At 54.8% G+C, this 13399-nt stretch carries 8 protein-coding genes, 1 pseudogene and 1 riboswitch; all 9 genes and pseudogenes read left to right on the top strand.

Annotated elements, in window-relative coordinates; genetic code table 11:
- Nucleotides 1-183: 183 nt before the first annotated feature.
- Nucleotides 184-696, top strand: a complete 513-nt coding sequence (locus GSF01_RS05500; protein ID WP_159882011.1) for a GNAT family N-acetyltransferase — start codon at nt 184-186, stop codon at nt 694-696.
- Between the two features lie 27 nt (nt 697-723).
- Complete coding sequence (locus GSF01_RS29565; RefSeq protein ID WP_235941299.1) at nt 724-1116, top strand: zinc ribbon domain-containing protein; 393 nt, start codon at nt 724-726, stop codon at nt 1114-1116.
- A 51-nt stretch (nt 1117-1167) separates the two neighbouring features.
- Nucleotides 1168-1920, top strand: a complete 753-nt coding sequence (locus GSF01_RS05490) for a hypothetical protein (protein WP_159882010.1) — start codon at nt 1168-1170, stop codon at nt 1918-1920.
- An 858-nt stretch (nt 1921-2778) separates the two neighbouring features.
- A complete protein-coding gene (locus GSF01_RS05485; RefSeq protein ID WP_159882009.1) occupies nt 2779-3318 on the top strand; it encodes a type III toxin-antitoxin system ToxN/AbiQ family toxin in 540 nt (179 codons plus the stop codon).
- A gap of 235 nt (nt 3319-3553) precedes the next feature.
- Nucleotides 3554-3657, top strand: a riboswitch (purine riboswitch).
- Between the two features lie 153 nt (nt 3658-3810).
- A complete protein-coding gene (locus tag GSF01_RS05480) occupies nt 3811-4431 on the top strand; it encodes a xanthine phosphoribosyltransferase (protein WP_159882008.1) in 621 nt (206 codons plus the stop codon).
- Nucleotides 4425-5726 carry a nucleobase:cation symporter-2 family protein gene (locus GSF01_RS05475; protein ID WP_159882007.1) on the top strand — a complete coding sequence of 434 codons (1302 nt, stop codon included), beginning with the start codon at nt 4425-4427 and terminating at the stop codon, nt 5724-5726. The genes GSF01_RS05480 and GSF01_RS05475 overlap by 7 nt, the downstream gene beginning before the upstream one ends.
- A 182-nt stretch (nt 5727-5908) precedes the next feature.
- Nucleotides 5909-6637, top strand: coding sequence for a response regulator transcription factor (locus GSF01_RS05470; RefSeq protein WP_159882006.1), 729 nt, complete (start codon nt 5909-5911; stop codon nt 6635-6637).
- A gap of 222 nt (nt 6638-6859) precedes the next feature.
- A pseudogene (locus GSF01_RS29560) lies at nt 6860-8422 on the top strand (alpha-amylase); the annotation flags it as partial.
- Complete coding sequence (locus GSF01_RS29555; protein ID WP_328803644.1) at nt 8414-13333, top strand: carbohydrate binding domain-containing protein; 4920 nt, start codon at nt 8414-8416, stop codon at nt 13331-13333. The pseudogene GSF01_RS29560 and the gene GSF01_RS29555, both read left to right, overlap by 9 nt.
- Nucleotides 13334-13399 lie beyond the last annotated feature (66 nt).

Here is a 13399-nt window from a genome sequence, read left to right as displayed (position 1 = left end):
CCGTCCGGTCATCTGAACGGTACTCCAATGGTTAGACATGATCTAACAGTTGGAAGTGCCGTTCATCCCGGGCGGTTTTTTAGTTATGACGTATTCGTTCGGAGCCGGAGTCAGCTACGGAGACTCGGGTTATGGTATAATTAGGAAATCGAACCCCGCACTCAGAATGGAGTAGATGAGACCATGAGCCCTGAAGTAACCTTGGTTGAGTTAACGTCGATTGAGCTGGAGATGCTTGGAGATTTAACGGAATTATTGATCGATACCGTAACCGACGGAGCCTCCATCGGATTTCTGGCCCCATTGAGTCCGGAAGCGGCAGCCGCCTATTGGCGGGATATGCCGGGACCTGGGGTAGCAGCCTGGGTCGCGGTCAAGGAGGGACGGATTGTAGGAAGCGTGCAGCTGCATCTGGCCATGAAGCCCAATGCATCTCATCGGGCCGAGATCGCCAAGCTTATGGTACATACGAGTTACCGAAGAAGCGGTATCGCCCGCTTGCTGATGCAAGCTGCCGAGAACCGGGCGCAAGCGGAAGGAAGATCGCTGATTATTCTGGACACCCGGGCGGGCGATCCCTCCAATCAGCTATACCTTTCGCTGGGCTATAGGGAAGCGGGACGTATCCCCCGTTTCGCCCAATCATCGAGCGGTACCTTGGACGATACCGTCTTGTATTACAAGGAATTCATGTAAGGATTAGGCCAAGAGAGGAGGCTCGACATGATCGAATGTCCTTGGTGTCATCATAACGTCGAGATTCAACAAGGCAAGTGCCCCCAATGTCGTCAGCGCTTGTACGAGGTGTCGGAGAGGGACTTTGCGGATGTGGAGCCGATCCAAGGCGATGGGGAAGAAGACATGTCCGAGGGGCATATCGAGGGTATGATCGAGGAAAGCTTTACGTGCCGGAGATGCCGCGGCGAGGAATGCATCGTGAAGGAAGTGGCGATGACGGGAACGGGTCTCAGCAAGCTGCTGGACATTCAGCATCATCATTATTTATTCGTATCGTGCGCGCAGTGCGGCAGCGTGGAGATCTACGATCCCGAGGTTCTTCGAGGGCGAAAGCCCGGGCAGCTGGGGACGATTCTGGATACTCTGTTTGGCCGCTGACAGGCAATATCGTCATGTAGATGAAGTGAGGGTTAGGGGATGATGCGGGTCATGAGCCTGTCTGAGACATGGAGCAAGTATGAGCCTGCGATTCGCGCGTTGCCCGCGGATAGGCCGCTAACGAAGGAAGACCTGCTGACGGAGCCGTTTCGGATGGAGAGCCAAGGTCGGCTCGAGATGTACTACGCACCTCATCATGAATATGCGAACCGTTCCGCCAAAGTCGTGCTTATTGGTATTACGCCAGGATGGACACAGATGAGGATTGCGTTTCAAACCGCAAGAGAGGGGCTCGAGCGGGGGCTTCCGGCACAGGAGATTGCCCGCAGGACCAAGTCCGCCGCTAGATTCGCCGGGGCGATGCGGAGCAATCTGGTACTTATGTTGAACGCGCTCGAACTTCCGCAGGCTCTAGGCCTCGCCTCAAGCGACGAGTTATTCGAAAATGCAGACGGGCTGCTTCACACTACATCGGTGCTGAAATACCCCGTGTTCGTAGACAAGCAAAATTACACGGGCTCCCGCCCCGCGCTGATGGCGACGCCATTTCTGAGGGAGAGGGCTCTGTTGTCCATCCGCTCGGAGCTGGAGGGCTTCCGGGATGCCTTGATTATCCCGCTGGGCCGGACGGTAGAAGCGGTGCTCCGGGAGCTGCCGCAGGGAGACTGTCCGGGAACGGAACAACTGCTAGCGGGATTCCCTCATCCCTCGGGCGCCAACGGACATCGGCATCGACAGCTGGCGGAGGGCGCTGACCGGATGAAAGCGGTTATTCGGCGGGTACTGGTTCGAGGTGTCCGTTGAAAATAAAGTCTTGACTGGAATCGTGGATTTAACGCTCCGAGCCTGATTGTTTTTGAAGGAGGGAAAATGATGAATTTAAAATTTTTTATCATTTTACTAACTGTATTTTTAGGCTCCTGTACCCCCCCAATTCAACTCAACACGCGGCGGAGCAAGTTGGTAATAACCCAGTAAATGGCTCATCTGTAGAACAGGGAAATCAAGGTAGTATAAAATTCAATTTCCAACATCTTCTTGCTCCACCGCCGGAAATAGAAGAGTGGTATACGAATCAAATCAAATTAAAAGAAGAGCTTGCGGTTTATCTAAATCACAATGAAAAAACTTATGTTCTTATTAAAAGTCCGAATAACAGTTCCGGTGTTAATCTAAAGGAAATACAAGCAACCCAAGATAATGTGGCCATAAAGTATGTGATTGACGATAAAACGAATTGTCCAAATTATTATGCATTATTTGAGATAGATGGAAAGATAAAGGTCGAGTTCATGAAAGACTAAACCGAACGAAAGGCAGCCTACGGCATGGAATGCTGGTTCTGGAAAACAGAAAATTTCTGATCTTCTGCTCACACGGACAACCGGAAGTAACGTTGAACAAATGGATATGTGCTTGACTTGACCTATTAATTGCCTTAAAATAATAAGCGTGAGAGTTAGCTCACGTTGCAAAAAGCAAAAAGTCGGAAATCCTCAGCCGTATAAGTGAGGAACGGAAAAAGTCGGAGATCCTCTACCGTACAAGTGAGGAACGGAAAAAGTCGGAGATCCTCTACCGTACAAGTGAGGGATTAAAAAAGTAAGCTAAGGGTAGCAAAATGCTACCCTTATTTTATTATTGGGAGAGAAGTTGCTGCACATGGGGATACTTAAAATTTGCGAGATTCAGCCTGCCTATCTGGATTATTTACGAGTTCATGACTCGAAAGTTAGTGAGAAGGGAAGTCGTAAATTCGTAGGCATCATCCTTGAAGTAAATGGACAAAAATACTGTGCGCCCCTTTCTTCCCCAAAAGTTAGGCATATTAGAATTCAGGACACCGCACCAGATATTGTGAAGATTGATGGTGGAAAATTAGGGGTCATTAACTTAAACAATATGATTCCAGTTCTCGATTCTGCTATTATTCATCTAGATATTCTTCAGGTTGCTGACGTACAGTATCGTGGCCTACTAACACAACAGGCCTTGTCTATCCGATCGAATGAGCAAGCGATCATGAAGAAGGCTAAACGATTACATTCCATGGTAGCGAGCCAGAAGCACCCTAAGCTAAATGACCGTTGCTGTGATTTTATTGGGTTAGAAGCAGTTGCATCAAGCTTTGGTGCAGTAATGCAGCCAGTAACGCAAGTATCTCAAGAGGTTGCTGCGACGAAAGAAGAAAAGAAAAATTAGGACAGTCCCCAACGGCGGAAGTCTAGGACTTATATTTTTCGGTCCAAGGCTACCGCTGCTTCTATTTCCAAGCCAGTCTACAACTATATTTTCCGAGTCTATTACTTTATTTTTCAGTCTAATGGTTTATTTTCTTTTAACACGAGGTAATCGGATATTGCAAGGTGACCCTATTAACCTTGTCGAATTATGACGATTTTCCACTTGAAATGATCGAGAAGAGCATGTACTATTACAGGTATAACTTCAAAGAGCTCGTATACATTTGGGAATATGGCCCAAAAGTTTCTACCGGATGACCACTGTAATTATCCGACTATGAGTGAAATCGCTAGCGGGATTATTTAACACGGGTAAAATAATATCGCTGCTGTTGACGCTTTGTGTGTGACCCCGTAAGGTACATCATCACAGAGGGACAGGCTTCACTTGAGAGAAACCTCTTAAGTAGAAGACTGTCCCTCTTTCATGTGGAAAAGGAGCGATAAAGTAATGAAGCTACTGCAGGAGCGCATACGTCAAGAAGGTCTCATCCTCTCCGATAAGGTGCTGAAGGTGGACTCGTTCTTGAATCATCAGGTAGACACGCAGCTTGCGCTGGAGATTGGAAGGGAGTTCGCTCGCTTGTTTGCCGGCCGCTCGATCACAAAGGTATTGACGATCGAAGCCAGCGGCATTCAGTTCGCTATGGCAGCCGGGATTGCGCTGAACGTCCCTTTCATCTATGCGAAGAAAAAGAAAGCCGTCACGCTCTCCGAGCAGGTATATGCGGCTTCTGTCCACTCCTTCACCCGTCAGGAAACGTATCAGGTCAGCATCTCGCAGAAATACCTCGGTCCAGCCGACAAGGTACTGATCGTGGATGATTTCCTCGCTACTGGAGCGGCTTTGGTCGGCCTCGTCGATATTGTCCGGGAAGCGGGTGCGGAGCTCGCAGGCGTAGGCTGTGTCATCGAGAAAAGCTTCCAGGAAGGCCGGGGTCTACTGGAACAGCGCGGCGTACATGTTCACTCGCTGGCCCGGATCGCGTCGATGTCCCCGGGTGAGATTCACTTTGTCGGCGAAGACGACGAGGCTTCGAGCGGGTCGATCAAGGAGAATGCCACATGCTAAGCAAGCAAAAGGTCGTGGCGCTGGGCTTCCAGCACGTGCTTGCGATGTATGCGGGCGCCGTTATCGTGCCGCTGATCGTAGGCGGCGCGCTTAAGCTGAACGGAACGCAGATGGCGTACTTGATCGCGGCAGATCTCTTCACCTGCGGGATCGCAACGATCTTGCAGGTGATGGGCACCAAGTACTTTGGCAGCCGGCTGCCGGTTATTCTGGGCTGTACATTTACGGCGGTGGGGCCGATTATTGCGATTGCCTCGACATCCAATCTGGCTACAGTTTACGGAGCCATTATCTTGTCGGGTTTGTTCGTCGTGCTGGCCGCGCCGTTGTACGGCAAGATGCTGAGGTTCTTCCCGACGATCGTAACCGGGTCCGTCGTGACGATCATCGGGCTTTCCCTGATTCCGGTGGCGATGAACAATGCGGCAGGCGGACAGGGCGATCCGAGCTTCGGACAGATGCATAACCTGCTCCTGGCCTTCGGTACGCTAGTCGTCATTCTGGCGGTCAATCGACTGGCTACCGGCTTCCTGCGGTCCATCTCCGTGCTCATCGGGCTTGCGGCCGGAACGGCAGCCGGGTATGCGATGGGCATCGTCAGCTTCTCGGCGGTAGGCTCGGCTTCGTGGGTCAGCATCGCTCAGCCCTTCTACTTCGGGTTTCCCCAGTTCAGTCTCACAGCCGTTATCACGATGATTATCGTCAATATCGTCAGTATGGTCGAGTCTACGGGGGTTTACTTCGCGGTAGGTAAAGCGACCGATCAGAAGGTTAGCCCGCAGCAGATTGTCGGGGGCTTGCGGTCCGAGGGGCTGGCGATTATGCTGGGCGGGATTTTCAACGCGTTCCCGTACACCGCCTTCTCGCAAAATGTAGGCTTGATCTCGCTCACTCGCGTCAAGTCGCGTGACGTCATCTTCGCCGCGGGCGGCATTATGGTCGTTCTCGGTCTGCTGCCCAAGCTGGCAGCGCTGACGACGGTCATTCCAAGCGCGGTGCTGGGCGGCGCGATGATCGTCATGTTCGGTTCGGTAGCCGCTTCGGGTATCTCCATCTTGTCTGAGGTGGATCTCCGCAAGGATCGCAACCTGCTGATCGCGGCTTGCAGCATAGCGGTCGGGCTGGGCTCCGCGACGCTTCCGTCGATGTTCGACCAGCTGCCTGATTTCGCCAAGATGCTGCTGCAGAACGGCATTGTATCCGGTTCGTTGACTGCGATTGCGCTTAATTTGTTATTACCGGAGGAGAGCCGGACGGCTTCGCAGGTTTCTCCCGATGCACAGAAGGCTTCCTAGCTCCTATCTCAAGTTTTGCCGCTCTTTCAGCTTATGCTGGGAGAGCGTTTTTTCGTTTGGAGACTCCTAAGATGACCTAGCATTTTCTAATTTTGTTAATAAACAATTGACAAGCGTTGCGTCTTTGTCAATGATAGATATCATAAGAAAACGTTTGCACAAACCTGGAAGGAGAGAAGAGAATGCGGGACAAAATCATTCTTGTCGATGATCAAGAGGAGATTCGCACGCTTCTGATTCCGTTTCTGACGCAGCATGGCTTTGAGGTCATCGGCAGCTCTTATGGGGAACCGGCCGATCTTATCGGCTTGATACGCACCCACGCCCCGGGCTTGATCGTGCTGGATGTGCGGAGGCCTGAGCTGTCGGGGCTCGAGGTGTGTGCCGGAATCCGTCGATTCAGCGACACGCCCTTGCTGTTCATGGGTCCTGATGCCGACGAGCAGCTGAGGATCACGGCACTGGGGGCGGGCGGCGACGCTTACATCGCCAAGCCGTTCAGTCTGGAGCTTCTGCTGGCCCAGGTCAAGGCCCAACTGCGCCGGTATAGGCGAGAGTTTCCCGTTCATCAGCGTCATTTGCTGCAATTTCCGGACCTGGAGATCGATCTCTTCTCCCGGTCTGTTAGAGCGTATGGCCAGCCGGCCGTCTTGTCCGCCAAGGAGTATCAGCTGCTGGTCATTCTTGCCAAGCATCCCAATCGCGTGTTCCACACCCAGGAGCTTTATGACCGGATCTGGCCCGAACACAGGCTGGGCGATCTTCGCACAGTCATGGTCCATATCTATAATTTGCGGAAGAAAATCGAACGCCAACCCCGGAAGCCTCAGTACATTCACACCATAAGGGGAGTCGGTTACAAGTTCAACGCCGTCGTTCCGCAGTCCTCCGCAACCCTCAGCAGTCTTTGAAAGGAGAGTTGTTTTGGCCGGCCCTCGTCGGGTGGTAGGTACTTTTTATATATTTTTCAGGAGATTTTAACAGAACTTTAAAATGGAGTGATACACTGCAAGAGCGTATGAAAACGTTTGCGCAAAAGGAGGCGGTACAAGCTTATTAAGGACGACAAGAGAGCAAGGCAGCAGCGGGCCTATTTACCATCTCATTATTTTGTTTAGGAGGAAAGCATTGACATGTCCAAAAGGTTTCTAAACCGCGCTTTAAGCGCGGCCCTGACCTTCGCTTTGCTGGGCAGCGGATTTGCCCCCGGGCCGATTTCGCCTGCGAAAGCGGAGGCGGCTGCAGGCGACGTTCCCGTTAACGGAACGATGATGCAGTATTTTGAATGGTTCACTCCGAATGACGGCGGGCATTGGAACCGCTTACGCGACGATGCGGCGCATCTGAGCGATATCGGCATCACCTCAATCTGGCTACCGCCGGCGTACAAGGGGCATTCGGGAACGAATGATGTCGGATATGGGGTCTATGACTTCTATGATCTTGGCGAATTCAATCAGAAGGGGACCGTTCGAACCAAATACGGCACGAAGGCCGAGCTGAAGCAAGCGGTGGATTCCCTTCACAACCATCAGATTCAAGCCTATGGAGACGTCGTCGTCAATCATATGTTAGGGGCGGACGGCAACGAGCAGGTAAAGGTGAAGGAGGTATCTCCGGATAACCGGAATCAGGAGATATCGGGGGAGTATTCGCGCCAGGCCGCGACCATCTACAACTTCCCCGGCCGCAACAATGCGTATTCTTCTTTCAAGTGGAACTGGACGCACTTCGACGGGATCGATGACTATGGGAAAATATATCGATTTTCGGAAGGAGCGAAAGCCTGGGATTGGGAGGTAAGCAGCGAGCGGGGCAACTATGATTATCTGCTGGGCGCCGATATCGACTACGATCACCCCGACGTCGTGAATGAGATTAAGAAATGGGGAGTCTGGTATGTAAACGAAATCGGGCTGGACGGTTTCCGGCTCGATGCGGTCAAGCATATCAAGTTCGGCTTCATGAAGGATTTCGTCGATAACGCCCGGGCCAAGACCGGCAAAAATCTGTTTGCAGTCGGAGAATATATCGGCGGTTTGACTGAGCTGCAAACCTATCTCAACCGGGTGGGCGGCAACATGTCGATGTTCGACTTCCCGCTGCGCAACAATCTGGCCCAGGCGTCGAGCAGCAATGGCGGCTACAGCATGCGCAATCTGTCGGCCGGAACGCTGATGGGTACCGATCCGGTTCACGCGATGACCTTTGTCGAGAACCATGACACGCAGCCGGATCGCGACGACCCTCATGGGGCACCCGTCCTGACCTGGTTCAAGCCGCTTGCCTATGCCTATATCCTGACTCGCGAGCAGGGTTATCCGACGGTATTTGCAGGCGATTACTATGGAACCAACGGCAATAACAACCGAAAAATCCCCGCGTTGAAGGATAAGCTCGACCCGATTCTGAAGGCGCGCAAGGACTATGCGTACGGCAAGCAGAACGACTATCTGGACCATGACGATCTGATCGGCTGGACACGCGAAGGAGTAGCCTCCAAGCCGAATTCCGGATTGGCAGCCATCATGACCGATCGCAGCGGAGGCTCCAAGACGATGTATGTCGGAACCGCGCATGCGGGCGAATCCTGGAAGGATATAACCGGGAACTTCACGGAGAAGGTTACGATCTCTTCGTCCGGTAATGGCGTGTTCAAGGTGAAGGACGGATCCGTCTCGATCTGGGTGCCGGAGGGCTCCAGCCCGTCCGATCAGCCTCCAACAGCGCCGTCGAATGTGCAGGTAAGCTCAACAACCGCTTCTTCGGTGAGTCTGAGCTGGTCAGCCTCCACGGACGACCGGGGAGTAGTGAAATATGAGATCTACCGGGATAACGCTTATATCGGGGAAGCGACAGGAGTCTCCTATACGGATCAGAGCGTGATCGCGGAACGAACATATGCTTATACGATAAGGGCGGTCGACACAATCGGCCAGAAATCGGCTTTCAGCTCCCCGGTCAGCGTGAAGGTTGGCGGCGGCGGGGGCGGACAGCCTACCCCATCTTCATTCAGCTGGGATAATGCGAACGTGTATTTCGTGCTGACGGACCGCTTTAACAACGGCAATACGAGCAACGACACTTCCTACGGAAGGCCGACTACCGATGCCTGGGGCAAAAACATTGGCACATTCCGGGGAGGAGATATCAAGGGGCTGACGCAGAAGCTGCAGGAGGGCTACTTTACGGAGCTCGGGGTTAACGCGATCTGGATCTCCGCTCCATGGGAGCAGATGCATGGCTGGGTAGGAGGCAAGGAGGGAGACTTTGCCCACTACGCTTATCATGGCTACTATGGTCTTGACTTCACGGCTATGGATAAAAATATGGGAACGGTCCAGGAGATGAGGGAGTTCGTCGACCTGGCGCACAGCAAAGGTATTCGCATCATTCTGGACGTGGTCATGAACCATGTCGCTTACCCGACGTTGAAGGACATGGCGGATTTCAATTATGGAGATCGCGGCGGGCTATCGGGTGATTGGACGCCGAATCAAGGCCAAGGTCAGAACTGGCATACCCATAACAATATTATGAACCGCAGCAATCAGGCGGCGTGGGCGAGCTGGTGGGGACGGGACTGGATTCGCGCGGACAGCACTGCAGGCTATGACAATTGCGGGGGCGGAGAGATTGCCCAGTGCGTGGGCTTCCTGCCGGATATCAAGACAGAGCTCACTCAAGGGGTCGGGCTGCCGCCGATCTTGAAAAATAAATGGAATGCGGAGAGCTCCGGCTACGACCAGTGGATCGTTCCGGCTGCCAAACCGCTGCGCCAGGAGCTCAATCTTCCTCCCAAGGACTACATGGTCAAGTGGCTATCCGCCTGGGTGGAGGAATTCGGGATCGACGGCTTCCGTGCAGATACGGCCAAGCATATCGAGATCGACCGGTGGGCGGCGCTGAAGACGTCGGCTAGCGCCGCCCTGTCCAAGTGGAGACAGCAGAATCCCGGAAAGCCGGGAGCGGACTGGACCGACAACTTCTGGATGACGGCGGAAGTATTCGGTCACGGGCTTGGCAAGAGCAGCTACTTCAACAATGGCTTTGACTCGGTGATCAATTTCTCCTTCCAGACGGCCAATCTGAATAATCTGGAGAACCTGTTCTCTACTTACGCAGCTGCGTTCAACGGCAATGACCCGAATTACAACATGCTTAGCTATCTTTCGTCGCATGATACCTCCTTGTACAACCGCGGCAATCTGATCCAGGGGGGCACAGCCCTGCTGCTGCTTCCGGGCGGGGTGCAAATTTTCTACGGCGATGAAACGGCCAGGCCGCACGGCGAGGGCGGCTCCGATCCGGAGCAGGGCACGAGATCTTATATGAATTGGAACCAGGTGAACCAAAATGTGCTTTCGCACTGGCAGAAGCTCGGCAAGTTCCGCAACAATCACCTGTCTGTAGGCGCGGGTCAGCATCGCAAGCTGGCGGACAGCCCGTATACCTTCGCCCGCACCTATGAGAAGAACGGCCACCAGGACCGGGTGGTCGTTGCGACCGGGGCGTCTGGTACGGTCGATGTAACCGTGGCTGGCATCTTCGAGGACGGGACCACCGTGCGCGATGCGTATACGCAAAGTCAGGTGGTCGTCAGCGGAGGTAAGGCTCGGTTCACGGCAGGCCAGCATGGCGTGATTCTGATCGAGAGCGCGACGCTGCTGCCGCAGAATGCGCCGATTGTCAGCGCGGCTCCTGGAGGCGGGAAGTTTACAACGCCTACCCAAACCGTCACGCTGGACGTGAAGAAAGCGCCAACCGGCAAATACACGCTGGATGGGAGCGACCCTGCGACGGCTGGCATTCCTTATACTAGCGGAGATACGGTCGTTATTGGCGGGGATATGCAGTTCGGCGATACGAAGACGCTGAGGCTGTATGCAGTCAATGAGGATGGACCAGCGACCAAATCCTATACGTTTACGAAGGCGGACCCGAATGCCAAGCTGCAGATTTATTTCAAAAAACCGGCTGGCTGGGGCGCACCACAGCTGTACTATTACGAAGCCGTGCCTCAGCAAGCCGGCCCGACCTGGGCGACGGCTCCTGCGATGGAATCTGCGGGCGGAGACTGGTATGTGTATACCTTCGACAACGCCGAGAGCGTGAAGCTGATCTTCAAGGATAGCTCGGGCAAGCAAGCGCCGGGCCAGAACCAGGCCGGGTTCGAGAGGAAAGCGACGGGCTGGTATGACGGCAGCGCCTGGCATGAGACAGACCCCCGAGACATCACGAAGCCCACTGCGCCGACGGGACTGACGGCAGCTGCCAAAACCTCCACAACGGTCTCTCTGAGCTGGCAGCCGTCCACGCACGTCAGCGGCATAGCCGGGTATGATGTGTATCGGGACAACGCCAAGGTCGGTTCCTCAACGACCACGTCCTACCAGGATACCAATCTGACAGCCGCTACGGAGTACAAGTACAAGATTATCGGCCGCAGCCAATCGGGAGGCGTTTCCGATCCGAGCCAGGAGTTGGCGGTCAAGACGGAAAATGCGGGGACGTTGCAATCGGTCGTCATTTATTACAAGAAAGGATACCCGTCCCCTTATATTCACTATCGTCCCGAAGGCGGAACGTGGACGACGGCTCCCGGCGTGAGGATGCTTGATTCGGAAATAAACGGTTATGCGAAGATCTCCATCGACCCGCTGACGAAGTCGAGAGTCGAGGCTGCGTTCAATAACGGCAGCGGCCAATGGGACAGCAACAGCCAGCGCAATTATATCTTCGGTCTGGGCGACAATACGTATATTCCCGGCGTGAACGGAGCCGCCGGAACGGTCAAGCCGGGCAAGCCCGACCAGCCGCTGCCGGGGAATAAAGTGACGGTATACTATAAGCAAGGGTACAACCCGGCTTATATTCATTATCGACCGGAAGGAGGGACCTGGACGGTCGCTCCCGGCACGCGTATGGAGAATGATCCGGCCAACCCCGGATACAGCAAAATCACGCTTGATATCGGAACGGCCACGCGGCTGGAGGCCTGCTTCACTAACGGCAGCGGCCAGTGGGATAGCAACGGGCAGCGAAACTACTTCTTCCCTGTAGGCGACAGCACGTATGTCCCCGGCGCGAACGGAGCGGCCGGACAAGTGCAGCCGGGTGTCAAGCCCGGCGACTCCACGCCGCCGAGCACGCCCGCCCATGTGGCTGCTCAAGTAAGCTCTACGGCGCCTGTCGCCGTCACGCTGACCTGGAGCGCTTCCACGGACAATGTCGGCGTGACCGGCTATGAAGTCAGCCGCCGCGTCGGCAACGGGGCGGCCGTCGCGGTCAGCCTGCCTGCCGCGCTGACTTACATCGATAGCACGGTAGCCGCAGGCACGACATACGGCTACCGGGTGCGGGCCGTGGACGCTGCGGGTAACTTCTCGCCATACAGCACGGAAGCTATCGTCACTGTACCTGGGGGAGGGGGCGACGTGACTCCGCCGACGAAGCCGGGGCAGGTGGCGGCTGTTCCGGCCTCCACGTCCATCGCACTTCAGTGGGCGGCATCCACCGATGATGTCGGGGTAACCGGCTATGAGGTTTACCGCAATGGCAGCAAGCAGGGCGCGTCGGCGACTGCCTCTTATACCGACACAGGCCTGACGCCGAATACCGCCTATACGTACACGGTCAAAGCCTATGATGCTGCGGGCAACCGCTCCGAGGAGAGCGCGGCAGTAACCGCCGTCACGCTTCCCGGACCCATCGCGCAGCCGGGCGGCGATAAGCCGTATTCCACGAACCCGACCTATGGCAAGCGGGTGACGTCCCCGATCGTGATCGACGGCGTAAATAACGGCCAGTGGACGGATGATATGCTGATCGCGCTCGATATGGCTGGGGACGATCCGAGAACGCTCGGCAGCAACTGGTCTCTTCACGAAACCCCGATGGATCTTACGCATCTGTGGGCGGCATGGGATGACCAGTACCTGTATCTGGCCTGGCAATATGTAGATGTGACCGACATCGTCGATCCGGCCAATGCCGGGTCGGCGGGCGGAACGCCGATCCGCTCCATGGATATGCCCCAAACGCTGGCCTTCGATACGATACCAGGCGCCGGAGCGGCGAATGATATGTGGAAGAAGAATGGCAACAAGCCGATCTGGGGCGGAGCTCATCTGCCGGACTACCAATTCAATATCGCCTCCAACATGTTTCACTCCGGTTACATCTCCAGAGCTGTTAACGGCGTATTTCCCGTGGACGACGGAGGGGTGAACTACAAGACGGGGGCAGCGGCAGGGATCGAAGTAAAGTTTGCCAAGGGCAACGGGGCTTCTACCCTATGGGGTGTCAAGGATGCCGACGATGCGGCTGTACCGGGCAAGCTGGTGGATTTTCTGGCGCTCGGGCATGACCGGAACCGCGATACCTTCTACGAAGCGAAAATCCCGCTCAGCGCACTGGGCAATCCGAATATCGAGCAAGCGGGGATCGGCGTCATGCTGCATCAAGGCGAATTCTCGCCGGTGGACTCCATTCCGAACGACCCGGCTACGTCCGATACGCCCGGGGTTACGGAATCCAACTCCCCCAAGGAATGGGGCGATGTCGATCTGTTGACGGTACCGTTCGCCCGTATCGGTCATCCGTGAGAGGGCGGCAGTGGCCTAGAGCCTGAGGCTTGAGCATACTTTCGTTATTTCATACCCTGACGGCCC

The sequence above is a fragment of the Paenibacillus puerhi genome (assembly GCF_009846885.1).
Classification (GTDB): domain Bacteria; phylum Bacillota; class Bacilli; order Paenibacillales; family NBRC-103111; genus Paenibacillus_G; species Paenibacillus_G puerhi.
This window is presented reverse-complemented; position numbering and strand designations above follow the sequence as displayed.